Raw genomic sequence first — 26,611 nt, forward strand, 5'->3', positions numbered from 1 at the left:
TTGTGGTTGAGCAATCCAGCGATTTAAAAAATACGCTGAAAAAAAGTGTTAAGAAAAGCCTAGCGATTGTTGTGCCAGAGCTATTGCCAGTACCACCAGTTAAAGGTGGCGCAGTAGAGCATTGGGTGCATGAGGTGGCGGGCAGATTAAACGCTGAACAGTTTGATATCACTATCATCTCAAGACCTTCAGGTGGGCAGAGTGAAGGCGCAATTGCGTATATTGGTATCCCTTGGACGCGTTTAGAAAAAGCATTCTATTGGTTAAAAGAGCGCGTTACTTGGCGCAATCCATTACGCTATTTAGCAAAAATCCAAAATGTAGCTTCATACGGCTTGCGCGTTGCAAAACAAGTAGCAGGGTTTGATATTGTGGTGATTCACAATGAGCCAAATTTACTGCTATTTTTGCGAAAATTGCCCAGCCAAAAATTGATTTTACATATGCACAATGAGCATTTAACGCACGCCGCATTTCGCTGGTTATACCGTCGCGCATTGCGCAAAGCCGATTTGGTGATTTGCGTCAGCGCATATATTAAAAATTCAGCTACTCAGATTTTCCCTGAGCATGCACATAAATTTGAGGTGCTATTTAATGCGACCAATCCTGAAGTATTTAAGCCTTATGGTGAGCAAGCGAAGCAAGCAATCAACAACATTATCAATTTTGAAGACGATAAAATCTATTTGCTCTATGTAGGACGCCTAACCGCAGAAAAAGGCGTACATATATTAATTGAAGCATTTGCACAATTATTGCAAAGCATGCCAAATGCGCGATTGATTATTACAGGCAGCTCTTTCTTTGAAGGCGCAACAAAAACTGCGTATCAACAATCGTTAATCTCGCACGCCAAACCAGTCAGTCACGCGATTGTATTTACTGGCTTTATACCGCATGAAAAGCTTAGATATTTATACTCCGCCGCTGATTTAGTCGTGTTGCCGTCAATTTGGCAAGATCCTTGTCCGCTGGTGGTATTGGAAAGCATGGCTTCAGGTACTTGTTTGGTGGCAACAAAAGTAGGCGGTATACCAGAAATTATTGTAAACGGTAAAGACGGTATGCTGGTTGAAGCGAATAACTCGCATGCAATAACGCAATGCCTGTTAGCGATATTGAATGAACCAGAAAAAAAATCCCAAATAGAACAAGCCGCACGTCAAAAAATTGAGTCAGCTTACGCGTGGCAGCATTTGGTAAAAAAGCTCGAAACCCTTTTATCTCCTATAACTCAGCCTATATAACACTATGATTGCAATCGTTTATCCACAGTTTTACGGCGTTGGCGGCATTGCGCGCTACTTGGATTCATTTTTGGTCAATCTGCCAGAAAATCACCCAACCATTTACGTGGTTACAGGCGATGAGCATCAAGTGGAACGTCAATACAACGGTGTAGAAATCATTCATATCCCGTTTAATTCTAATCGTTTCAGTCTGTTTTTTTGGATGCTTAAAGCGCGAAAAATATTAACGAAATTACACGAACAAAAAAAAATCAGCGTGATTAACTTGCATATTCCGCCACTCATTCCTGGTCTACTATTGCCAAGGCATATACCGCTGATACTTACGGCTCACACGACTTATATTGGTATGTCTGGGCTGTTTTATAAAAAAAACTATTTTGTCAGCCAATGGAGCCGATTAGAAGTAAGTGTGAAGCGAGTGATGGAATACTTAATATTCCAGCGTGCTAATAAAATTATTACGCTGACTGAACAGGGAAAACAAGAAGTGCTTACATATGGCTTTAAGAAGCCAATCGCATTGATTCCTAATGGTGTTGATATCGCATTGTTTGTACCTAATTTATCTGTTGCAAAAGAATATGATGTGATGTTTTGCGGTCGTATTGAGCGTCGCAAAGGCAGTCGCGCAATGGTGGAAGTATGTCAGCAATTGGTCGTACAAAAGCCAGATATTCGCATATTGATTGTTGGTTATGGTGATGACGATGCATGGGTTAACACACAATTAGCAGCAAATTCTAATATTAGGCTTACGGGCAAAGCAAGGTTTGCAGACATGCAAAATTATTATCAGCGAAGCCGATTATATGCTTCCACTTCTTATTATGAAGGTCTGCCCGGCACATGCTTAGAAGCCATGGCTATGGGTTTGCCAGCAGTGGTGTGGGATTTTCTATTCTACAAACAATTGGTTATACACAATCAAACGGGTATGTTAGTTGAGCCTAATCAAACTGATGAGATGGTTTCTGCTATTTTGGCACAGCTTAAAAAAGTGGAGCATGATCCAGCACTGGCTAATACTCAAAGAACGCACATTCAAAATAACTATGATTGGACGCATCTTTCTAAACAAGTTTTGGCGCAAATGACATTGCCTTAATTTTCAATGTTTTTTGTCAATATTAACCCAATTTAATCAGCCGTTCTCTAGTCACCCGGTCATCACAGTTTAATAATCCAAAGTTAACATTTTCGTTTAAGTTTTAAATCAAAACGTATAACAGAGGATGACTAGATGAAAAACACATTAATCGCTGGATTAATCGCCGCGATGTTTAGCCCGATAGCCGCGCTGGCTGATGATCCATTTGCTAATTTGACTAAGGCCTGGACGTATACGCATACATCACCTGGACAAACGGCTGAGATTGCCGCATTTGACTCGTTAACTAATTCGTTATGGGTGGCGGGTATTGCGGGTGTTGATGTGTTAAATGCAAGCAATGGAAGCTTAATTCAACATATTGATACCTCATCATTCGGCAGCATTAATAGTGTAGCGATCCATAACGGCGTAGCCGCTTTTGCAATCGAATCCAGCACCCGAACTGATGCAGGCACTGTAAAGTTTTATGATACCAGCACTAGAAGTTTGAGCGCTGGTGTCAATTCTATTACCGTTGGTGCGCTGCCAGATATGCTGACTTTTACCAAAGATGGCAGCAAATTATTGGTGGCTAACGAAGGTACACCGGACGTTTACGGCACTAGAATCGGCAGCACAACACCAAGAAATTATGGCTCAGCGGCGGTTGATCCAGCTGGCAGCGTGAGTATTATTGATATGAATACACGTACTTTAACGGCTACGGCTGGTTTGGTTGGCGTGCCGACTACAGGCAGCAATATTCGCACCAATACTGGCATGAATTATGAGCCAGAATACATTGCGGTAAATGCTGCTGGTACAAAAGCCTATGTCACATTGCAAGAAGCAAATGCGATTGGCGTACTGGATTTAAACACGAACTCTTTTGAGAAAATAGTCGGTTTAGGCGCAAAAGATTTTAGCCAGCCAGGTAATACAATCGATACGAATAATAACGGTATCATCAGTTTCGGCTCTGCCAATGTCAAGGGTTTGTATATGCCAGATGGCATCGCAGCTTATGAAGCTGCTGGCGTTACTTACTTAGTGACTCCAAATGAAGGCGATTTCCGTGAAGATGATGCAGATCGCTCTGCTGCCAGCACGCTGGGCGCAACAGGCGATTTAGCGCCGTTACGCGTATTGAATACCGATTCATCGCCAGGCAATTTATTCGCAGCTGGCACGCGTGATTTTACAATTCGCAATGTTGACGGCAGTATTGTTTACAGCAGCGGCGATATTTTAGATAAAAAAGCAGCCGAATTGGGCATTTACGACGATAGCAGAAGTCGTGATAAAGGTGTGGAACCTGAAGGTGTAGAGCTAATGACAATAGGCGGAAAGACTTTTGCATTTATTGGTTTAGAGCGCACAACCAAAAGCGCCGTTGCAATTTTTGATATTACTGATCCAGCCAACTCTACTTTTTTAAGTATGTTAGTAACCGATGGCGATTTGGCACCAGAAGGTTTGGAAGGCTTTATGATGGGCGGCAATTATTATCTAGCCATTGCAAATGAGACCTCTAAAACAACTACTTTGTATAATTTGGCGCCTGTACCAGAACCTGAAACTTATGCTTTATTAATAGCAGGTCTTGGTTTAATGGGCTTCAAAGTGAGGCGTCGTAAATAGTTAAGTATTATGTAAACTTAATTAATACAATACTTAACAATAAAAAAGCGCGCATTTGCGCGCTTTTTTATTGTTAAGGCAGATTAAAAATTATGTGTGATTTGCATACTTAGAATATCTACACTTGCATCGTAATCGCCGCGAATGCGACCATTTGCTGTAGTAATTTGATTATCATCAATTTTTGAATCGCTAATAAATAAATGCGCGTAACCAACATCTAATTTAGTCGTAGGCGTTGTTTGCCATCCGACACCAAAAGATAACCATTTTCTGTCGCTGTCAGGAATACGTGCTGTTCTAAATTGATTATCAACTGGGCCTTCATCGTAGGCAAAACCTACACGAAACTTTAAATTATCGTTGTAATGGTAATTAGTGGCGATTGAGTATCGCATGGTGTTATTCCAATTTTCAGGAGTCACCGCATCAGGGAGTGAGTTACTAAAATCCACACGTAACTCTTTAAATTGACTCCAGCGTGTCCAAGTCGCGTCTGCCAATAAATCCCAGGTACCATTTAGTTTTGTAAATACACTGAAAGATAATGTTTCAGGTAACGTAACGTCTGCCTCTACATTGGTACTTAAACCAGCAAGTGGTGCAGCAAACTTTGCATCCCCTTTCAAATATTGATCAACTTTAGAGCGGTAAGCAAGTCCAAAACGCGTATCTGTTGTGGCTTGATAAATTGCACCAACATTAAACCCGAATCCCCAGTCATCACCTTTGATTTTGACATTGCTTTCAACTGGCAATAGCGGGTTATTGACTGCTCGCGTTAACTCCGCTTGTGCCCACATAGCAGATACACCAAAGCCTAATGAAAGTTGGTCATTTATCTTGAATGCCAGAGAGGGGTTGATATTAACGGTTTTTAATTCCGACTTAACTGCTTGAAAACGTCCAATCCAGTCCTTGTTATATTCCGTTTTTAAGCCGAAAGGGGCATTAATGCCTAAGCCAAATTTAATGTTTTCAGTTAGCGGTGTCATAAAATAAAAATTAGGCACGTAAGCTAAATCACCCGCGTCGCCACCTTCATTACCCAACGGTCTAGTTGATCCGGCTACTGAGCCTTGATTATTAAATTTCGCGCTCGGTTTAATTAAGTGTAGAGCGCCTACTGCTTGTGTACCTTCAATATAAGTCATGCCAGCCGGATTTGTGAATATGGTGCTGGCATCTTCTGCAATAGCTGCGGCACCAGAATAAGCGTTGCCCAAGCCACTAGCGCTTTGCTCAGCAAGCGCGAATCCAGCCGCTTGCGCCGCGAATGGTGTTGTAAAAATAACAAAACCTAAAAATAATTTTTGCATAACAAATACTTTCACTGTGCGATTAGAATAAATTCAAAAAAGAATATCACATCAATAACTTATCGGATTGTTTTCGTGTGAAGTATTGAAGGTCATTTTTAATTTTGTTGTTATAAACCAACAATTTGCATAATAATCAGTTGCTTTTCAAAAAACATTCACTTGAGAGCATAAATTATTAAGCTTATAGTCCTAATCATCAATACTTCTATTGAAAAATTGTTTAATTTATCGTTATAGATTAAATGGTTATTTGAAAAAAGTCCTTAAACTCATCCGGAGGCATTTATGAATACAGTCGTAGATTTTCAACAATTTAACAGTCCTAATTTAGAACAAGTTAGGACCCATTTTGATGATGAGTTTGGGGTAATGACTTATTACATGAACCCAGCACCAAGGCCGTGTTTTAATAAAATTTGCATGTCCGAATTAAATCAAAGTCAGTCCGATTTAGAAAAAATGCAAGGTCAGGTGATAGCAAATAACACGCTGAATCAAGCAAATTACCTGGTTTTGGCTTCTGATATTCCAGGTATTTTTAATTTAGGTGGCGATTTGTCTGTGTTCAAAGAATTGATTCGCACGCAGGCACGTGAGCATTTATTAGAATACGCCAAATTGTGCATTCACAATGTTTGGACTTTTTATAATATGCAAGCGCCAGTGACGACAATCTCTTTAGTGCAAGGCCAAGCAATGGGAGGTGGATTTGAGGCTGCACTCGCTGCACATATTATGGTCGCAGAGAAAAGTGCAATCATGGGTTTACCTGAAGTGTTGTTTAATTTATTCCCAGGTATGGGCGCACTAAGCTTTTTATCGCGCAAAATTGGCATGCCAGCGGCAGAGAAAATGGTACGTTCTGGCAAAATATACACAGGTGAAGAGCTTTACCAACTAGGCGTGGTAGATGTTTTGGCGGAAGATGGTCAAGGCGAATATGCGTTGAGTAATTGGATTAAAAAGAATCACCGTTCCCTTAATTCATTCCAGGCGATTAATCGTGCTAAACAACGCGTTAATCCACTCACTTATGAAGAGTTATATGACATTACTGAGATTTGGGTAAATGCAGCGCTACGTTTAGATGAGCGTAATTTGAAAATAATGGAGCGTTTAGTGCGCGCACAAAATACCAAAGTAAGTGCAGAGCCAGTGCAAATGAGTGAAAGACAAACGGCATAAATTTTTTTGCCCAAATCTTTTATTCACAGTATTTAATTTTTGCTAATAATTTACCTCAGTGGCTTTGCTCATAGGCCGCCTGAGGTAATCTTCTACCGCCAATGTTAAATGCGTAAAATCAGCATTCAACGTTCCTAGCATTTCTGCACTTTTTGTCACAGTAACAGATCGGCTCAATTTGCTGATTAACTCTGTTGTAGTCGCCAATTTGATTGCGCCCACACTTAAGCTATTGCCTTTAAGCGCATGGCAGAAATCATGCATCTCACCGTAATGCTTTTGTTTGACCGCAGTTTCAATTTTATAAATCAACTTAACCGAATCACTTAGATAATTCCTCAGCAAACGATGCATAAATAAATCGTCGCCAGCGCCAATTTTTTCCAATTCTTTCAGCGTGTTTATATCAAGATCCGTGTTATTCACATCAAGGTCAGATTCAACATTTACTTGAACACTCAGCGCATTCGCCATCCATGTATCTGCAGTATTAGCAGGTAGATTCATGATATTTTCGATGGTATTAAATAAAGTGGCGGCTTCGATCGGTTTGGTTAAGAACGCATCAAATCCTGCTTCTGTTGCAATGTCGCGTGCACCAGATGTTGCATCTGCAGTAAACAAGATAAAACGTGTGTCGGTATCTTCTGGGTTGGTGAATTTATAAAGTTTTAACGCATCGGCGCCATTCATGCCGGCCATATTTAAATCGGTAATCACCAAATCAAATCGGCTGCGTTCAAGTGCATCTAGCATTTCATCGCTGTTTTCTGCGATTTCTACTTGGTGACCTGGCAACGATAATAAGCGCATGATGATTTTTTGATTAGTCGCTTCATCTTCGCACACTAATATATTCAGCTTGCCAGATGCGTTAATACGCTTCGCAGTTTTAGTGCTATTTTGTGTGTTAATGCTGTCTGTCGGCTTAGCAATTTGTTGAATAACTGCAGCTACAGATTTTGCTAACTCTGCGTTTACAGGCAAATGATTTTCAACCGATTTTTCCAATGACAAATCAAACCAGAAACGGCTACCAACACCTTCGGTACTTTGGAATTGTAAATTGCCGCCCATAGCTTCTACCATATGTTTGGCAATGGTTAGACCTAAGCCGCTACCACCAAATTTTCTGGTAGTAGAAGAATCTGCTTGAGTGAAGCTTTCAAATACTTTGCTTTGCTTATCTTGAGGAATACCGACACCAGTATCGGCCACTTCAAAACGCACAACGATATGTGCATCATCATCTTGCAGCGTAATCGCCGAAAGTGTTACGCTACCTTTTTCGGTAAACTTAATGGCGTTGCCCATTAAATTGGCCAACACTTGGCGAATTACAAAAGCATCACCCTTAACCGCTTGTAATGCATCAGAAATACTCATGCCAACCTGAATGCCTTTTGTGGCGGCTTGAGAACGGAATATTTCTACCGTATCGCGTACTGCTTCTTCCGCAGAAAAATCAATGTGCTCAATAGTGAATTTGCGCTCTTCAATTTTAGTAAAATCCAGTACATTGTTGAGTAAGGAAAGTAATAATTTAGATGAGCTGTCTAGCGTTTTAAGTAAATCTCGCTGGTCAGTATTTAACGGTGTGGTTTTAAATAAAGTGCTGATGCCGATGATGCCATTTAACGGCGTACGAATCTCATGGCTCATGTTCGCCACAAATTGTGTTTTCGCAATATTCGCTTCGGCTGCTCGAATACTCTCTTTTTCAGCTTTATCTCTTGCCTCGTTCAGTCTTTCAATCAGTTTGGCGACGTAGATTGGCAATGCAATCAGCATTAAAAAGAAACCGTAAACGATTGGCTTGTGTGCAGCCCAAAACGGATTGACCAGTGTGGCAATAAAAAACCCAATGATGCTGATGGCTTGAGAATGGTATAAATATTTTTTACCAAAGCGAAAGCCATTGCCAAAGGTAACCCATAAATAAACGCCAATTAAAACCACGCCAATATCACCGCTTAGTGATAAGAAAGTTGATGTGCCAATCACATCTAACCAATTACCTAATAAACGTCTTTTGGGTGATTTTTCTTTTGCTCGGCTGACAACAATTAACAGTATCAGCGTGGCTAGTTCAAACACGGCCAGACAATAAAAACCGATTAACTCACCATGCGAAATGCTCTTGCCAACCGCTAAAGAGATTAGCAGATATAGGGTGAAAAACGTACCAATCGCTAGCCGAGTGACCGCCTGTTCCAACTCTAATGGGTCACAATGACTTGCTGAACTTCGATACCAATTTTTGATTTGAGTAACTATCATTTTTTGTGCCTAAGCAATTAACCCAAGGCTGTAATATTCTTTGCTCTGCTCTAATAATTGCTTAGCAATTTTTGCAAGCTCTTGTGTTCTTACTGGTTTAGTTAAACAGGCAGAAGCGCCTGCAGCTAGCAACTCTTGATGAATACTAATTTCTTTTAATACGGTGACTACAATAATAGATCTGGTCAGCACGTTGCTGGTATTTTTGATTGCTTGTACAAATTGCATGCCATCCATTTGATGCATGCGAAAATCAGTAATAATTAAATCGACTTGTTTATTTTGCATCCAAGCCAATGCATCCACAGGGTTGGTCATGGTGACGATTTTTAAGTTCATTTTTAGTGATTTTAAAATGGCCGCATGAATGTCCAAAACAGTCGGCTGGTCATCAATCAACAGAGCCGTTTGTTTAAAATTTGGTGCACTTCTAATATTGCTAACCGACATGAATTTTGTTTAAACTTTCATCAAACGTTTAATGAATTGCAGTTGCATGCTCGTTTAGGATTTTTTCAATCTTGCTGCGAATCGATACGATTGCAGCCACCATTTCAGGGTCAAAGTGTTTGCCACTTTCGCTTTCAATATATGCATACGCCTGATCAATACTCCAAGCTTCCTTGTAAGGGCGCACGCTGGTTAATGCGTCAAATACATCTGCAATTGCCACAATCCTTGCTGATAAAGGAATATCGTTGCCTTTAAGTGCATATGGGTAGCCAGTTCCATCATAGCGCTCATGATGAGACAGTGCGATTTCACCACCTTTTTGTAAATATTTAGAAGGGCTATTTTCAAGAATCTCATAACCAATCAGTGGATGTCTGCGCATGATCTTTAATTCATGTTCATCCAAAGGACCTTTTTTGAGCAAGATGCTGTCTGGGATACCAATCTTCCCAATGTCATGCAATGGTGATGATAACTCGATAATTTCGGCCTCTTCTTCATTCAGGCCAATCGCTTCTGCGATTGCGCGGCTGTATAAAGACATGCGATGCAAATGCAAAGCGGTGTCGTAATCTTTATGCTCACCGGCACGGGCAAGGCGCATCAAGGTTTCTTTTTCGCGTGATTTAATTTCAGCAGTGGCGGCTCTGACTAAACTTTCAAGCAACGTACTTTTGTTTTGTAATGAAATATGTTGGCTGCGCATGGTTAACAAGTTGCGAGCCCGCGCAGTGCATTCATGCACATCTACCGGTTTGCTAACAAAATCTGCCACGCCTGCATCCAAAGCAGAGTAACGCGTTTCGGCATCTTTTTTAATGGTAATCATCACTACCGGAACAGCATCGTACTTAGGTAAGGTTTTGAGTAGGCGAATAAAATCAATACCATTCATTTCAGGCATCACATAATCCACAAACACTAAATCTGCGGTATGTTCAGTTGCCCACTCCAAAGCCTGCTCAGGATTATGTTTTTCAATTACTCTGGTCTTTGGATTAATATTTTTAATCACATGCGAGAGAATCGTTCTGCTAGTCGATTGATCATCCACAATCAATACAGAGCAATCATCAAACATTTGTCCATTTTTCATTATTTAAATACCTTAAAAGTGCAATCACCGCTTAGTGAATAAGCAATATTTAAGCCAATAACCTAACTATTGGCGACATAAAAAGTAAACTCTGCTAGTAGTTAAAAACCTCAATAAAATCAATCGTTAAGAAATTTTTAATTGCGTTAAACACAGTTGCATTTTTATAGTTGGACGTTTTTGTTGTTTGTATTGAAATTTGATGGTCAAACTTCGTCAACTAAGTCATTAATTTTGACACACTACATCAACAATTAATAACACTATTTTGCTTTTTTGTTGGGATTATTCTGAACCGCTGGCTTTAAATCAAACGCAATACAAATGCGGTTATGTCTGCTGTTAAAAGGGATGGTACGATGGAAAAGCGAAGACGGAAATAGCACAATATCCCCTACGTTCGGGATAATCTGTGCGGTGGGAAATTGCGTGTGATTTACTATATCCATGATGGGATAATCGTCGCCATGCGTGCCGTACTCAAATGCACCTTCAAGCCCATTGATGCTGGGCATCGCCAAATAGACTGCGCCACTTATCCAGCCAAGTTCGTGAATATGCGCGCTTAAATGTCCGCCTTGCTGCATTTTTACATACCAAGAACTGGTGAATTCCAATTCATCCGGGAATGATTCAATCAGCTCACAATCGGCATCGATGAAATGGTTTTTATAGGCTAAAAACTGTTGTTTAATCAGGCCTGCTAATGTTTGAAAGGAGGCTTCATTGCGTTTAAATAAATTGCCGGCGGATTGCTGTCCATTAGTCAGTCGGCCTTGTTTGCGCTCAGCAATATCAGCCGTATTAATGTCATTCAATAATGCTTGCAATAAATCCGTATTAACCAACTCTGGAATGGATTTTCGATAGACAAAATCTAAACCGTTTTTACAGAAGTTATACGGATCTAGCTCATGAAAGTTAATGCTGTAATGGGTGGATAAAGTGGCCAAAAAAGGTGACGTATGTTTACTGTTAATAATTAGCGCATCTCTTTGGCTTTTAAAATCCTCGAATTTTTCTGCTTTATATAAGCAATACAAGCGCCGTTCTTGCCAGTCATCTAATTGTGACGCTTCAAAATAAGGAATTGCATCCAAATAGCGTTTGGCCAAATAACAGAATTCCGCCATATTGTAATTGGCTTGTGCGTGATTGGGATTTAACGCCAGTGCTGCTTGATAACACTTTACGGCCGCATTCATATCGCCTAAATCGCGGTGTGTTTCACCTAAATTATTGTGTGCATCTGTGTAATTGGGGAATAGAGAAATAGCGTTTTTATAACTGCTAACTGCCTCAGTTAATGCGCCGTTATCGCGTAAAGCAGTGCCCAGATTAAAATAACCACGCGCATCTTGCGGATTGATTTTTAAGCCTTTTTGGTAGCTTTCAATCGCGGCGATTAATTGCCCTTGCGTTTGTAAAACCGTACCTAAATTGCCATAAGCTTCAAAAAAATCTGGCTTAAGTTGAATGGCTTTTTGATAAGTCGCAATCGCGTCGTCAAATTGCTGAATATGCGTTAAGGCAATGCCTAAGTTAAAAAGCAAATCCGGCGTATTGGGTTGTAATTTAAGTGAATTTTTATAACTGGCGACTGATTCGGCAAACTTTTGTTGACCATCTAAAGCCAAACTTAATACATGATGCAAGATGAAAATATTGGGGTATTTGCTGATTAATTTTTTAGCGATGCTTTCTGCCTGCACCAATTGATTGTTGTTAAGCAAGCCAATCAATTGTTGGATTTCTTGTTGTGTCGGTTGTGAGTTGAATGCAGATTTGCCTGAATTTGCCATACTTTTGCGCTGTTTTATTGTGTTAAGTTGCTTTAAGTTAGAGTGGGTTAAGTAATTTTGGTCTTATTTTTTGTGTCATTTAAGGGGTTAAGTCTTTGTTTAATTTAGACCTTAGTTTAATTAAAGCTATTTTGTAACCTTGCCGCCATGCGTTTTAATAATTGCACCGCCACTCTTGGTTCGTCGGACATCATCGTATCAACATATTCCGCATAAATCACGATGATACGCGCTTCGGGTGAAGCGATTATCGCATCCGCCATGGTTGGCTTTTCACTTAACATAGCCATTTCGCCAAAATAGTCGCCAGCGTTTAATTCACGCACAACTTTACCGTTATCAACCAGATTAACGCTGCCGTCGACCACATAATATAGGTTGCGCTCAGTATTGCCGCGTGCATAAATCGTTTCACCTTGGCGTAATGTATGTCCATAACGGCGCATTAAGGTTTCAATATAATTGGATTTGTTGGGCATGCCATTAAATAGGCCTTTCAATAACAACACATCTTTTTTACGCAAGGTGGCGATGAGTTCTATGCCCAATAAAAATACCGCAAAATTGATATACAGCCAAGTAATAGACACAAACATGGCTTTCATACTGCCAAAAATCGCACCATAGTTTTCGTTGATGGATAAAAATAAGCCAAATGCAGGGCGCATTAATAGCCATAATAAAGCGGTTAAGCTGGCGCCTAAAAACAGGTGCGTAAAAGCGATGCGCATCGGAAAAAATATTTTATAAAACACGGCGATTAAAAGCGTAATCAATAACAACGTGCTGATTGAGCCGACAATATTGATTTCTAAGACAGGTAAATGCAGCGCTAAAAAACGCACGATTTTTTCAATCATAAATCCAGCAAAGGTAAATAGAAAAAACAATAACAAGATGCCTAATACCGACAAAACATCTTTAATTTTTCGTCTAAAGTAAGAGGGCGCTTCTACCATTGTGGCAATGGTATAAAAGGCGGAGCGCATATTGGATGCTAGCGGTGTGATGGTCCATAACAGCACAAATACGCCCAGCGCCCCCCAAGCGGCTTTTGTTTGCGTCGCGCTATAAACTTCGGTCATGATTTTATTACTGAATTCCGGCACTAAATTACCAGTAAGAATCGCCAGTTTGACAATGGCGTAATCGGAAGAAAAAACCAGATGGCTTAACAAGAAGAAAATTAACAGAATTAACGGTATTAACGCGAACAGCGCATAAAACGATAGCGAAGCCGATAAACTTAATATGTTGTGACGCGTAAATCCACCGAGTGTTTCGCGTAATACAAATAAAGGTGTCGCGTATTCATGGTTAGAATAGGCGGCCAGTGGCTTTAAAAAAGCAGGATGCTGCGCTAGATTTTTAATTCTGGATAACTTGTTTGCCATGGCTTTATTCAATGCAAGATTATCTTCAACTGAAATTTTTTCAGCTGAAGCGGGTTTAAAGTCTTGCGGTAAAGGTTTAGCCAATTAAACTTTCTTTAAAATTATTAATATAGTTTGTATCGAGTTAATTCACTTATTTAAGCGATTTAAACTGCTCTGTAGCTGCCACTAAAGCGCTAGTCACGCCAAGTTCCATGGCAGAGTGTCCTGCATCTGCCACCATCGTCAATTGTGCGTGCGGCATTACTTGATGCAACGCCCAAGCGGTTTGCGGCGGGCACACCATATCATAACGCCCTTGCACAATGATGGTCGGAATATTTGCCAATATTGCCGTTTGCTTTAATAGTGCTTCGCCATCAATAAAACATCGGTGCTGTATATAGTGTATCTGCACGCGCGCCCTTGCGACTTCTGTCGCTTGTTCTTGCTGCAATTGTTCTTTGGTTTTAATGACATCCTCTTTTGGCGAATCGTTCGTTGCAGGTTTCAGCCGCATAATCGCACTTTCAAAAGCATTCCATTGCACTGCCGCCGCTGTATTAATATGCATATCATCGTTAAAAATCAATTCTGCATACGCATTCAACACATCATTCTGTTTTTCAATAGGCAAATAGCTGATGAGCTTGTACCAAACCTCTGGGTAGAAATGTTGTACATCACCCAAAAACCAATTTAATTCAGATGGGCGACTTAAGAAGATGCCACGTAGCACTAAAGAAATAACCTGTTTTGAATGGTTAACTGCGTATGCCAAAGCCAGAGTGCTGCCCCAAGAGCCGCCAAATACGTGCCAAGTATCAATGCTTAAATGGCTGCGCAATTTTTCAATATCAGCGACTAAATCATCTGTGGTGTTGAATTTTACTTCGCCAACCGGCAAGCTGCGACCACAACCTCGCTGGTCAAGCAGAACGATGCGGTAATGTTTAGGATCAAAAAAACGCCGCTGCGTTGGGTTGCAGCCGCTTCCTGGTCCACCATGTAAAAAAATCACAGGTATGCCATGAGGATTTCCGCATTCTTCATAGTATATCTGGTGAAAATCATTTACTTTAAGCCAGTTTTTGTTAAAAGGCTCTAATTCTGGATACAAATTGTAAAGAGTTTCTGACATTTAGATTTACATTCTTTCTATTTGATTTTGTTAAGTATTTTATTTAAAACTAAAAAAATTAATCAACAGTTATAAAATAATTTGAACATTTGTTAACAGATTGTAACTAAATTGTTGCAATTAAGATTTAGTTGTTTTATATTGCACATCTCACATGAAAAATGTGGAGAAATTAAAGTTTAATTTTTGTATTCAGTGCGCAGCGGTTATTAAAATAATTGTGCATAAATACTTAAAGTTAGAGTTTACTTTTAATTAACCCTTAGTAATATCACTTTGGAGATAAAAATGAAATTCAATACAATCAAGCTGGCTCTAGGTCTAGTTGCAGGCGCTACATTGGCAATGCCAATGGTTGCATCAGCAGCAGCAGATCAAGAAGCGGCAATGAAAGATGCAAATAACTGGGCACATCCACGTGGCCAACACAATAACCAAGGCTACAGCACACTTTCACAAATCAACAAAGGTAACGTAAAAAACCTTAAAGCAGCTTGGACATTCGCAACCGGTGTAAACCGTGGTCACGAAGGTTCACCAGTTGTTGTTGGTAACATGATGTATCTACACACTGCATTCCCGAACAATGTATACGCATTAGATTTAAACGATAACCAAAAAATCGTTTGGTCTTATTTCCCAAAACAAGATCCATCAGTACAAGCTGTACTATGTTGCGATAACGTTTCACGTGGCTTAGGCTACGGCGACGGCAAAATCTATCTACAACAAAATGATGGTAACTTGGTTGCTTTAGATGCTAAAACAGGTGCTAAAGCTTGGTCAGTATTGGTTAACGATCCAAAAGTTGGCGCGACAAACACTAACGCACCACACGTAATCAAAGACAAAGTATTAACAGGTTGTTCTGGTGCTGAATTCGGTGTTCGCTGCTTTATCGCTGCTTACAACCTAAAAGACGGTTCATTGGCATGGAAAGCTTACTCAACAGGTCCTGATGCTGAAGTTATGCTTGGTTCTGATTTCAACTCAGCAAACCCACTATACAATGCACTATCAGTTTACGCTGATGTAAATGGTGGTAACAAACAAGGCGGTTCTTTCAAAACACTTGATGCTGCATCGATCAAAGGTGGCGAAAAAGAATTGGGCACACGTACATGGTTGAAACCACAAGCAGTTAAAGATGGTTGGCAACATGGTGGTGGCTCTGTATGGGGCTGGTGGCCGTATGATGCACGTACAAACTTGGTTTACTACGGAACAGGTAACCCATCAGTTTGGAACCCAGATGTCCGTCCAGGCGATAACAAATGGTCAATGACTATTTTCGCTCGTGATTTAGATACTGGTATCGCTAAATGGGGCATGCAAATGACGCCACATGATGAGTGGGATTACGATGGTATTAACGAAGTGATCTTGTTCGACAAAGGCGGTAAAACATACGCTTGGCATCATGACCGTAACGGTTTCGCTTATACATGGCAAGCTGGTAACGGTACATTAGTTGCTGCTGAGAAAGTACATCCATTCGTTAACTGGGCAACTGGTGTTGATTTAAAAACAGGCGTTCCAGCTAAAGATGGTAAGTATTCTACTCACCAAGACTACAATGCAAAAGGCATCTGCCCAGCTGCATTGGGTACTAAAGACCAACAACCTGCTGCGTATTCACCAAAAACAGGTTTAGTGTACACACCATTGAACCACGTTTGTATGACATACGAGCCAGTTGAGTCTAAATACGTGGCTGGTCAACCTTGGGTTGGTGCTACTTTAACGATGTTTGCTGGTCCTGACGGCGTAATGGGTGGCTTCGGCGCTTACAACCCAATGACTAACAAAAAAGTTTGGTACAACAAAGAGAAATTCTCTGCTTGGGGTGGTGCTTTAACAACTGCAACTGATTTAGTGTTCTACGGTACATTAGATCGCTGGTTAAAAGCGGTTGATGCACAATCAGGTAAAGAACTTTGGAAATTCCAAGTGGGTTCTGGCGTGATTGGTAACTCATTCACATACGGCAACAAAGGCAAACAATACGTTGGTGTATTATCAGGTATTGGTGGCTGGGCTGGTGTGGCGATGAACCTTGGTATGACTAACGACACAGACGCACTTGGTGCTGCTGGTGGTTACAAAGAGTTAACTAAATACAATGCTGCTCCTGGCGGCGGTGCATTAACAGTATTCTCACTATAATTAATCGGAAGATTAGTTGTAAGAAAATACCAGTTAACTGTTAGTTAATGTCAAAAGAAACACCTCGCTTCGGCGAGGTGTTTTTATTTGTGCGCAGCTTAATCAAATTGTAATAGCTATGTACAGACAGAAATATCCAGATAGCTAAACGAAACAATTACAATTTAGTTACAATAGGAAAGTTTCATGGTTTTCATTAAAGAACTTTTGCCAGTTTGAGTTACTCTTACCATAGTAAGTTGAGCGAACCAAGTGAGAATTTGTCCCGTTTTTAAATAAGGAAATAAAAAATGTTAAAACAATTAAAAGGGTTGGCTGTGTGCCTTGCATTAGTGTCTGGCTATGCATCAGCTGCAGGAGAACCGGTTGATATAAAGGATGTTCCGTCATTAAGTGCTGATGAAGGCCGTGTTGGTGAGGTGCGTCGAGTAGATGACGGGACCGAATTTAAAGTCTGTGCAGACCCTGACAACATGCCTTATTCAAATATTAGAGGTGAGGGTTTTGAAGACAAAATTGCAGAAGTATTGGCTAAAGATATTGGTAAAAAATTAAGCTATGCCTATGCCTATAATCGCCAAGGTTTTTTAAGAAATACGATTAATGCTGGCCGCTGCGATGTAATTATTGGCACAACATCCGACTTCGACGCATTAAGAACGTCAGAACCTTATTACAGATCAGGTCATGTATTTGTTTGGCGTAAAGAGAGTAACTTTAAAATCACTGATTGGAAGTCACCAGACTTGCGTAAAGGCATTATCGGCATAGTGGATAAAAGTCCAGCAACAGTGCCACTTAATGATAATGATTTAATGGCAAATGCAAGACCATATCGCTTACAGCGTGATTTGAATTTACCTACTAGCTTCCTGATTGACGACTTAGCCAAAGGCGATATTGATGTGGCGATTATGTGGGGACCAATAGCTGGTTACTATATGAAACAGTCTAAAGTGCCATTAGAAATGGCTTTTGTTCCTGAATACAATAAAGTTAATTTACAGGGTAAGGAATATTGGAATATTTCTGTGGGAGTGCGCAAAAAAGACAAAGAGCGTATGGAAGTGATTAATGCTGCTTTAGCCCGAAATAAAGACAAAATCGCACAAATTTTAGCGGATTACGGCATTCCTACTGTCCCAGTTTTAGCAGGTGATACCGTCTTTAAGAAATAACTAAAAACGCTTGTCACAAGGGTGACATAATTTGCAAAAGCAAGTAGAATCACGCGTTCGTTTGATGGCAGAATGACGCAAGTAAATTATGTCAACCAAGTAGAAATAGTATTCGTTAATTGGTCATATGTTCTAAACTGCACTGAAATTAACTGCGATTTAACAGGATTAATTGAACATCAAGGTGTTAATTAATTGTTGCAATTAAGTAAAAGAATGCAAATAGGACGTTGCTCATATTCTATAAATTAGGAGAAAACATGTTAGGCAATAAAGCATTAAAATCAACTTTATTTGTTGGTATGTTGGCATTAGCAGGACTTACACTATCATCTCAGGCAAGCGCTGCTTGTAATTTTGTTGCAACACAAGATGGCAGCCCATTCGTAATTAAAGCAACTGAAGCAGATACGCCACAAGCGAAAGAGTTTCTAGAGACATGTATCAATCCATACACAAAAGCGTATGCAAAAGATCCAGAAGCAGCAAAAGCAGGTAAAAAGAAATTTGGTTACTATTCATGTACACAATGTCATGGTCCTAATGGTGGCGGTCAAGTAGGCCCAGCTATTACTGACAGTACTTGGCAGTATTCAAAACATGTAACAGATAAAGGCATGTTCGAAACTATTGCTCATGGTTCAAATGGCGGTATGTTTGCATGGCATCAACAATTAGGTAACCCAGAAAATTTATCAACCGATGATATCTTGAAAGTAATCGGCTGGTTGCGTACGCAATATAAAGGCGGCGGCGAGACACCTTGGTTAAAATAAGCCAAAAGCTTGTTATTTAACTAAAAAGTCAAAAAATCAAAAGGCTACTGTATAATTGCAGTAGCCTTTTTTACAGATTAAAATACAAAAAACTAAAAGTAATATATTCATGGAGATAAAAATGAATCGCATTAAATTGAGTTTAGCAGTTGTTTTACTAGCAGCTAGCCTAACAGCTTGTAACAAATCAGATGATAAAGCTGCTGCAAGTGGCACAGCTGCAGCACCTGCAGTAAGTGCAGGTAAAGCGATAGAGTTTGTCACTACGCAAGACAGCAAGCCTTTAGTGATTGATGCGGCTTTATTCGATACACCAGCCGCAAAGGAGTTTTTAGCGACGGGTAAAAATACCTATATTGGCAATGCAGACGCAATTGCTAAAGGTAAAAAAGTATTCCAGCTTTATTCATGTACACAATGTCATGGTCCAGAAGCAAAAGGTCAAGTAGGTCCTGGTTTAACAGGCCCTGATTACAAATATCCTAAGGATGCAACTAATAAAGGTATGTTTGAAACTGTTTGGCATGGTACAAATGGCGGTATGGGCGCAAAAGGTATTGGTTTAATGGATCCTACCGATCCTAAAAATGGTATTTCACCAGATGAATTGCTAAAGATTATTGCTTGGGTACGTAGCATGAGTAGCGTTACTGGAAACGAGTGATTTTGTATCGATTTAACGCGCTTGCTGGTTTCAGCAGGCGCGTTTTTATTTTAAAAACATGTATTTAATTATTAAGTAAAATTTAGAATGAACACACAAAATTTACATCATATCGTTATCGTAGGCGGTGGCGCAGGCGGGTTAGAGCTTGCGACGCGTTTAGGTGACTCGCTGGGCAAGAAGAAACAGGCCATTATTACCCTTATCGATAGCACTAGAACGCATGTTTGGAAGCCATTACTGCACGAGATTGCCGCTGGCAGTATGAACCCGGACAAACATGAATTGGAATATTTGGCGCAAGCACATTGGCATCATTTTAATTTTAGGCTTGGTCGAATGGATGGCTTAGATAGAGTTAAAAAAGAGGTGACGATTGCACCTTATTTTGATGAAGATGGCATTGAGGTTATCTCGCGGCGTACTTTTCAATATGATAGTTTGGTGATTGCAATCGGCAGTACCACGAATGATTTTGGTATTAAAGGTGCCCGCGAGTATTCAATTGCATTGGATACGCAAGACCAAGCAGAAAAATTTCATCGCCGCTTGCATAACGCTTTAGTGCGCGCACAAACGCAAGTTACACCAGTGCAGGCTGGTCAGCTAGAGGTGGTTATTGTTGGTGCAGGCGCGACAGGTGTTGAGTTGGCAGCAGAGTTACATAATACGACGCGTGAATTAGCGGCGTACGGCCTAGATAAGATTGATGCCGATCGCGATATTAAGATTTCAATTATTGAAGCCAGTGAGCGTGTATTGCCAGCATTACCGCCTAAACTTTCTCAATCTGTCGATTTAGAATTGCGAAAATTACGTGTGCATGTTTATACTGGTGAGCGTGTAACAGAAGTTTCAGATAAAGGCGTTTATACACATAGCGGTCGTTTTATTCCTTCAGCCTTGGTTGTTTGGGCCGCTGGTATTAAAGCGCCAGACTTTTTAAAAGATCTAGGCGGTTTGGAAACAAATCGAATTAATCAATTATTAGTTAAGCAAACGTTGCAAACGACCATTGATGATAGTATTTTTGCCTTCGGTGACTGTGCTGCTTGCCCTTGGCTTGGTCACGATGGTAACGTGCCACCGAGAGCACAAGCAGCACACCAGCAAGCATCGCTTTTGTTTAAAACGATGAAAAAACGCGTAGCGAATAAAACGAATTTACCTGATTATCACTATACTGATTATGGATCGTTAGTTAACTTAGGTCGCTATTCTACGGTGGGTAGCTTAATGGGTACGCTTTCTGGCGGCAGCATGTACATTGAGGGTTTATTTGCTAGATTAATGTATCAATCATTATATAAAATGCATTTAATGACCTTGCATGGCGTATTTGAAGTGATCTTGCAGACGGTCGCTAGATTGATTACACGTAGAACAGAAGCGCAAGTAAAGCTACATTAACTCAATACATTAAATATAAATTAGGTTCACATTAAAGTAAAAAGCCTCGATATGTCGAGGCTTTTTTATATGCGTTTATTGAAATCTATAATTAAGCTTGTATCTGTCGGCGATAAAGTCGATTAATCAAACTCATTGAAACAATCACAAACAAGCCAAAGATGACCACGATATGGTTGATATGTAAATTCGCTTTCACCATCAACGTATAAGCACCGCTTAACAATAAAATACCCAAATTCTCATTAAAGTTTTGTACGGCAATCGAATGGCCTGCACCAATAAGTAAATGACCTCGGTGTTGTAGTAATGCGTTGAGCGGTACGACAAAGAAACCACTTAGTACGCCAATAATAAACAACAAGAAAGCGGCCAAATGCCATTCTGTTATAAACGCCATTATGATAACTAGAATCCCCATCACAATCCCAGCTGGCAGTACTTTTACCGAGTTCTCAAGTGTAATGTAACGGGCAGCAATAATTGAGCCTAACGCTACACCGGCTGCAACTGTAGCAGTTAATTGTGTCGCATGGTCTAAGCCAAAGCCCAGCACTATACCAGCCCAGGCAATCACCACTAATCTTAAGGTGGCGCCAGCGCCCCAAAAAAGTGTAGTCACTGAAAGGGACACTTGCCCTTGTGGATCACGCCAAAGTGCAATAAATGAACGATAAAAATCACTTAATATATATAAAGGATCTTTCTTTTCAATGGCATGATCAATCGGCAACTTAGGAATAAACATATTAAATGCGGCAGCGGCTAGATACATAAACGCGATTGCAATCATTGCGCCTTGTGGGCTTATGCTGGCCATTTTTCCGCCAACAATTGCACCTAAAATAATCGCAATAACGGTAGAACCTTCCATCCAGCCATTGGCATTGACCAATTTTTCAGGCGGTAATAGCTCAGTTAAAATGCCATATTTAGCGGGGGAATACGCAGCAGCACCAACGCCTACAATGCCATAAGCATAGAGTGGCGGCATGCCAAATATCATCGCCATACTGCCAAAAAATTTGATGCCATTGGCAATGAACATCACACGGCCTTTTGGCAGCGCATCGGCAAATGAGCCGACAAATGGCGCGAGTACGATATAAGAAATCACAAAAAATTGTAAAAGCAGAGGCTCGTGCCATTCAGGTGCATGCATTTGTTGCAGCAAAGCAATCGCTGTAAATAACAATGCATTATCGGCTAGCGCTGACAGAAACTGAGCAACTAGAAGGGTGTAAAAACCTTTAGACATTAACGCGTAAGCATTTAATTTTGATGAGTGATTTAAATCGAGCGCTATTACAAAGCTTCTGCCGCAAAATCTGCCAAGCGAGAACGTTCACCACGCACGAGTGTAATGTGACCGTTATGCTCCCAGCCTTTAAAGCGATCAACCACATACGTTAAACCAGAGCTACCTTCAGTTAGATAAGGTGTATCAATTTGGGCAATATTGCCTAAACAGACTACTTTAGTACCAGGGCCAGCGCGTGTAATTAGCGTTTTCATTTGTTTCGGTGTTAAGTTTTGTGCCTCATCAATGATTAAGAATTTATGCAAAAAAGTACGGCCACGCATAAAGTTAAGTGATTTTACTTTGATACGTGTGCGAATCAAATCTTGCGTCGCAGCACGACCCCATTCGCCAGCATCTTCATCGGTTTTATTCAGAACGTCTAGATTATCTTCCAGCGCGCCCATCCATGGCGCCATTTTTTCCTCTTCAGTGCCAGGTAAAAAGCCAATGTCTTCGCCAACTGGAACTGTTACACGCGTCATGATGATTTCAGAATAGATTTTTTTGTCCAATGTTTGTGTTAATGCTGCAGCTAAGGTCAATAAGGTTTTACCTGTACCCGCTTGGCCTAACAGCGTCACAAAATCAATATCAGGGTTCATTAACAAGTTAAGTGCAAAATTTTGTTCGCGATTACGCGCAACAATGCCCCAAACATTATGTTTAGGATTCATGTGATCATGCACAACTTGCAATACAGCATGATTATTCTCTAGCTTACGCACAATGGCGTGAAAAGGTTTATCGAACTCATAAAAAACGAATTCGTTGATTAAAAACGTTTTGACCAACGGGCCGGTGATGCGATAAAACATACGACCAGCTTCTTGCCAAGATTCCATCGCTTTACTGTGCGTATCCCAAAAATTTTGCGGCAATTCACGCATGCCGCTATAAAGTAAATCGGTATCTTCAAGCACCTTGTCATTAAAATAATCTTGTGCCATCACGCCCATTGCACGAGCTTTAATGCGGATATTGATGTCTTTGCTGACTAAAATAACTTGGCGATTAGGTTGCTGTTTTTGTTGTCCTAATACGACGCTGATAATCTGATTATCAGCTTTGCTACCAGCCAAACCGGGCAGCTCAATATCTACTTGTGACGTTTGTAAAAATAAGCGGCCGGCTAGATGTTTATTGCCATTAATGGCTAGAGGACAGCCTAATTCCAAATTCGTCAAATCAGTGCCGACAATCTCTTCTAAGTAACGGCTGGCTTGGCGTGCATTTCGTGCAACTTCGGTCACGCCTTTTTTGTTGTTATCCAGTTCTTCAAGCGTAACCATTGGCAAGTAAATATCATGTTCTTCAAACCTAAATAGGCTTGAAGGATCGTGCATCAATACATTGGTATCCAGTACAAAAAGCTTAGTACTGGTTTTAGAGCTGACTGATTTGGAACCAGCCGATTTAGAAGCTGTTGATTTCAAACCAGTGCTTGAAGTGGATGATGCGTTTTCTGCTAATTTTTTCGCCATAGTTTTTAAAATAGTCTTTTAAATTAATTATAAAGTTTGAATAAAATCCAGCACTTGTTGCACGTGCCCGTCTACTTTTACGCCACGCCATTCTTTTACCAAAACACCATTTTTATCAATCGCAAATGTGCTGCGTTCTACGCCGCGCACTTGCTTGCCGTACATGTTTTTCATTTTCATCACGCTAAAAAGGCTACAGGCCAATTCTTCTGTATCTGCCAATAATTCAAACGGAAAGCTGAATTTAGCTTTAAAGTTTTCATGTGATTTTAAGCTGTCACGCGAAACACCAACAATTTCAGTATTCGCTGCCTGAAAATCCGCATAGTGATCACGAAATTGCATGCCCTGCGTAGTACAGCCTGGTGTGGAATCTTTTGGGTAAAAATAAATAACCAGCGTTTTACCTAGATAGTCAGATAGTTTAAAAGTTTTTCCACTAGTGGCAGGTAATTCAAAATCAGTAACGGGCTGGTTTAACATATTTGGTGGTTTAGTATATTGGTTTAACGTGTTAATTATCGTGCGGATAAGAGTTATTTAACTACGTTCCTATTGTTGTAAAAAAACGGCATTAAGGCAAGCTTAAATTGCACTAATATTTAAGACAGGTATTTGAGACAAGCATGAATACTTAACGTGCGAAAAATGCCAAAAATGCTTCTGACTGTTTATTGCGGCAAAGTAAGGGTGATGGATGTGCCTTTTGGCTTAACGGTTTCAAACAGAATGGTGCCGCTTAATACTTCGCAGACTTTAAACGCAAAAGGGATGCCCAAGCCAGTGCCAAAACGCTTGGTGCTAGGGCCAGCGCTAGCGGCGTGAGGGTCTGGTATAAAAGGCATGCCAGCGCCTTCATCAAGAATATTGCTACTGAAAATACCCTCTATAATCTGCGCGGTAATGGTAATTTGGCTATTTTTAGGTGATGCATCAATAGCGTTTAATATTAGATTATAAAAAACTTGCTCTAATAAATGTTCATCTGTTCGAATATCCATGATATCAGTACTTATTTTTTTGATGATTTGAATATTTTTATCACGTATTTTTTGCATTAATGGCAACAGTGCGCCGTCTAAAATAGGCGCAAACTTCACTAGTTTTAACTGTGGTTTAATCGGTAATAGATAAGCCAACAATGATCCAGTCCAACGCTCAAGCCTGTCTACGGTATTGATGATGCCATTCAGCGATTCGCGTGTCTCAATATCATGACTCGGCACATCGACCACTTGCGCGGTAGCGCGGATACTGGCGAGAGGGTTGCGGATATTGTGTGCCAACATTGGCACTAACAATCCCATAGCAGCTTGTTTCTCCGTTCGCACCAGCGCATCGCGGCTGGTTTGTAACTCATCTGCCATCTTGTTGATTTCTCTTGATAAAGTCACCAACTCAGCTGCGCCAGTTTCTGGCACTTTGTGCTGTAGATTACCGGCGCTAATCTCAGCGGTTGCTTTCATCACGGCATTAATCGGACTAACGATGGCGCGTTTTAAGAAAATGCGTGACAAAAATAATAATAATCCAGCCAACAATATCGGAATGATCAATACCGCAATCGCAGACTCTTTTGCTTCCACTAAACGCGTTTTTAACTCAATTTGTTTTAAGGTCAGTAAATCTTCTGCCCGTTTCGATACACTTTCGTAATGGCTGAAAATACCTGTTTCGATGTCTTTATACAGCGATTTTTGTGAATCTTTGTCTGGCTTGGCCTGATAGCGATAAAACAAGTTGGGGGCCTCATTCACAAAGATACGGTAGTTGTTTTCCAACTCATTAATCGCCTGTTTTTCTTGTACGCCTACCGCTAAAGATTGTAGTTCAGCAAAGTGTTTTAATATGGATTGTGTATAGGTGTTGTACTCGGTTAACGCTTCATTATCTTGCAAAAAAAACGAGTCAAATAACTCTTTCATTTGCCGATATAAGTCACCGCGCGTCTGCTGGATTTCACGCACTAATAAATTGATGCGTTGCGATTCATTAGATGCTTTATCCCAAATGTGAATGCCATAAAGGCCGCTGGCAAAGGCGAGAAGAATAAGCGCGATAAAGATCAGTTCATGCACTAACAGTAAATCACGTAGCGTTTTAGTGGTGCGCATGGCAAATATTTTTTAAATTAGGATGCGAAATCAAAAATCGATTGAGTCGATTATTCGAGTTTAAACGAAACAGGCACTGTGATATTAAAGGTGCGGTTTCTAAGCGTTTCGGGCGGCGCGGGGAAGGGGGAAGCTTTGCGTACCATTTCCAATGCTTGTTTGTCTAAGGCATCGTAACCACTGCCTTGCTTAATGCTCACAGATAACACTTTTCCGTTACCATCCAATTTTAAATCCAATAATACTTCGCCTTCCCAGCCGCGTGTTTGCGCAATTCTTGGGTATTGTTTGTGTTTCGCAATCGCGCGACCTAATAAATTGCCATATTCACCTAGCGCATTATCCACTTCAGCGGGGCTGCGTTCTGGTGCTTTAGCCACTTCTGGTGCGGGCGGCGCAACAACAACAGCCACTGGCGCAGTATCTGTTTTAGGTTGAACTGCAATAACAGTAGGTGCTGGCTGCATTTCAACTGGTGGCGCTGCTTGTTCTACTTCTGTCACCGGGCTTGGCGCTTCTACGGTTTTAGTGATTGGCTTAGGCTCGATTATTTTTTTAATCGGCTCAGGTTTTTTAACTTCGGGTTTAGGTTGTTCTGGTGGTTGAATCGGCTGAACTTCTGCAACTGGCTCTGGCGCGGCGGGTTTTTGTAGTTCAATTTCTAACGGAACGGGTTTTTTAAGTGTGTCAAACTTTAGATTGGGTAAGGTGATCGCCAATAATGCATGCAATAAAATAGAGCAAATAATCGCCCAAATAAGCGTGCTTTCGTTAAAGTTAGATTTTTTAATAGAGACGTCCAAAATGCGATCAATAAGGAAACATATTAAGCTAAGCTCTTGATTATACTATAGGTTTAATTGAATTGGTATTAGCTGAT

Annotated in this window: 21 protein-coding genes; 9 read left to right on the forward strand and 12 right to left on the reverse strand. The window is 40.5% G+C overall.

Annotated features, from left to right (window positions below; genetic code table 11):
- Window positions 1-2 precede the first annotated feature (2 nt).
- The 3 genes from METVE_RS0106365 (at window position 3) to METVE_RS0106375 (ending at window position 3,987) form a co-directional block, all read left to right on the forward strand.
- Window positions 3-1,250: a glycosyltransferase family 4 protein gene (locus METVE_RS0106365; RefSeq protein ID WP_020167624.1), complete on the forward strand. Its 1,248-nt coding sequence runs from the start codon at window positions 3-5 to the stop codon at window positions 1,248-1,250.
- Window positions 1,251-1,254: 4 nt separating this feature from the next.
- Complete coding sequence (locus METVE_RS0106370) at window positions 1,255-2,361, forward strand: glycosyltransferase family 4 protein (RefSeq protein ID WP_020167625.1); 1,107 nt, start codon at window positions 1,255-1,257, stop codon at window positions 2,359-2,361.
- A gap of 135 nt (window positions 2,362-2,496) precedes the next feature.
- Window positions 2,497-3,987, forward strand: coding sequence for a choice-of-anchor I family protein (locus METVE_RS0106375; protein WP_020167626.1), 1,491 nt, complete (start codon window positions 2,497-2,499; stop codon window positions 3,985-3,987).
- 83 nt (window positions 3,988-4,070) lie between these two features.
- Here METVE_RS0106375 and METVE_RS0106380 read toward each other — a convergent pair whose 3' ends face one another.
- Window positions 4,071-5,306, reverse strand: a complete 1,236-nt coding sequence (locus tag METVE_RS0106380; protein ID WP_020167627.1) for an OmpP1/FadL family transporter — start codon at window positions 5,304-5,306, stop codon at window positions 4,071-4,073.
- A gap of 288 nt (window positions 5,307-5,594) precedes the next feature.
- Here METVE_RS0106380 and METVE_RS0106385 point away from each other — a divergent pair, with 288 nt between their 5' ends.
- Window positions 5,595-6,494 (forward strand): crotonase/enoyl-CoA hydratase family protein, encoded by a 900-nt coding sequence (locus METVE_RS0106385; protein WP_020167628.1) that lies wholly within the window; start codon window positions 5,595-5,597, stop codon window positions 6,492-6,494.
- A gap of 42 nt (window positions 6,495-6,536) precedes the next feature.
- Here METVE_RS0106385 and METVE_RS0106390 read toward each other — a convergent pair whose 3' ends face one another.
- The 6 genes from METVE_RS0106390 to pip form a co-directional block, all read right to left on the reverse strand.
- Window positions 6,537-8,774, reverse strand: a complete 2,238-nt coding sequence (locus METVE_RS0106390) for an ATP-binding protein (protein ID WP_020167629.1) — start codon at window positions 8,772-8,774, stop codon at window positions 6,537-6,539.
- Window positions 8,775-8,783: 9 nt separating this feature from the next.
- Window positions 8,784-9,224 (reverse strand): response regulator, encoded by a 441-nt coding sequence (locus tag METVE_RS0106395; protein ID WP_020167630.1) that lies wholly within the window; start codon window positions 9,222-9,224, stop codon window positions 8,784-8,786.
- A gap of 28 nt (window positions 9,225-9,252) precedes the next feature.
- Window positions 9,253-10,323, reverse strand: coding sequence for an HD-GYP domain-containing protein (locus tag METVE_RS0106400; protein WP_020167631.1), 1,071 nt, complete (start codon window positions 10,321-10,323; stop codon window positions 9,253-9,255).
- Window positions 10,324-10,586: 263 nt separating this feature from the next.
- Complete coding sequence (locus tag METVE_RS0106405) at window positions 10,587-12,125, reverse strand: tetratricopeptide repeat protein (RefSeq protein WP_020167632.1); 1,539 nt, start codon at window positions 12,123-12,125, stop codon at window positions 10,587-10,589.
- A 116-nt stretch (window positions 12,126-12,241) separates the two neighbouring features.
- On the reverse strand, window positions 12,242-13,603 hold the full coding sequence (locus METVE_RS0106410) for a YhjD/YihY/BrkB family envelope integrity protein (protein WP_020167633.1): 1,362 nt from the start codon (window positions 13,601-13,603) through the stop codon (window positions 12,242-12,244).
- Window positions 13,604-13,652: 49 nt separating this feature from the next.
- Entirely contained in the window at window positions 13,653-14,639 is a 987-nt protein-coding gene (gene pip / locus METVE_RS0106415) for a prolyl aminopeptidase (protein ID WP_020167634.1), read from the reverse strand.
- 288 nt (window positions 14,640-14,927) lie between these two features.
- Here pip and METVE_RS0106425 point away from each other — a divergent pair, with 288 nt between their 5' ends.
- The 5 genes from METVE_RS0106425 (at window position 14,928) to METVE_RS0106445 (ending at window position 20,833) form a co-directional block, all read left to right on the forward strand.
- Entirely contained in the window at window positions 14,928-16,805 is a 1,878-nt protein-coding gene (locus METVE_RS0106425) for a PQQ-dependent dehydrogenase, methanol/ethanol family (protein ID WP_020167636.1), read from the forward strand.
- 290 nt (window positions 16,806-17,095) lie between these two features.
- A complete protein-coding gene (locus METVE_RS0106430) occupies window positions 17,096-17,983 on the forward strand; it encodes a quinoprotein dehydrogenase-associated putative ABC transporter substrate-binding protein (protein WP_020167637.1) in 888 nt (295 codons plus the stop codon).
- 260 nt (window positions 17,984-18,243) lie between these two features.
- Entirely contained in the window at window positions 18,244-18,759 is a 516-nt protein-coding gene (locus METVE_RS0106435) for a c-type cytochrome (RefSeq protein ID WP_020167638.1), read from the forward strand.
- A 121-nt stretch (window positions 18,760-18,880) separates the two neighbouring features.
- A complete protein-coding gene (locus METVE_RS0106440; protein ID WP_026362039.1) occupies window positions 18,881-19,423 on the forward strand; it encodes a c-type cytochrome in 543 nt (180 codons plus the stop codon).
- A gap of 87 nt (window positions 19,424-19,510) precedes the next feature.
- On the forward strand, window positions 19,511-20,833 hold the full coding sequence (locus METVE_RS0106445; RefSeq protein WP_020167640.1) for an NAD(P)/FAD-dependent oxidoreductase: 1,323 nt from the start codon (window positions 19,511-19,513) through the stop codon (window positions 20,831-20,833).
- A gap of 91 nt (window positions 20,834-20,924) precedes the next feature.
- Here METVE_RS0106445 and lplT read toward each other — a convergent pair whose 3' ends face one another.
- From lplT to METVE_RS0106470, 5 genes are all read right to left on the reverse strand, one after another.
- Entirely contained in the window at window positions 20,925-22,091 is a 1,167-nt protein-coding gene (gene lplT / locus METVE_RS0106450; protein ID WP_020167641.1) for a lysophospholipid transporter LplT, read from the reverse strand.
- A gap of 47 nt (window positions 22,092-22,138) precedes the next feature.
- Window positions 22,139-23,617 carry a PhoH family protein gene (locus tag METVE_RS0106455; protein ID WP_020167642.1) on the reverse strand — a complete coding sequence of 493 codons (1,479 nt, stop codon included), beginning with the start codon at window positions 23,615-23,617 and terminating at the stop codon, window positions 22,139-22,141.
- A gap of 27 nt (window positions 23,618-23,644) precedes the next feature.
- Window positions 23,645-24,100, reverse strand: coding sequence for a peroxiredoxin (locus tag METVE_RS0106460; protein ID WP_020167643.1), 456 nt, complete (start codon window positions 24,098-24,100; stop codon window positions 23,645-23,647).
- A 188-nt stretch (window positions 24,101-24,288) separates the two neighbouring features.
- Complete coding sequence (locus METVE_RS0106465; protein ID WP_020167644.1) at window positions 24,289-25,731, reverse strand: sensor histidine kinase; 1,443 nt, start codon at window positions 25,729-25,731, stop codon at window positions 24,289-24,291.
- 50 nt (window positions 25,732-25,781) lie between these two features.
- Window positions 25,782-26,534, reverse strand: a complete 753-nt coding sequence (locus METVE_RS0106470; protein ID WP_020167645.1) for an energy transducer TonB — start codon at window positions 26,532-26,534, stop codon at window positions 25,782-25,784.
- Between the last annotated feature and the right edge of the window lie 77 nt (window positions 26,535-26,611).

This window comes from Methylotenera versatilis 79, assembly GCF_000384375.1.
GTDB lineage: Bacteria > Pseudomonadota > Gammaproteobacteria > Burkholderiales > Methylophilaceae > Methylotenera_A > Methylotenera_A versatilis_B.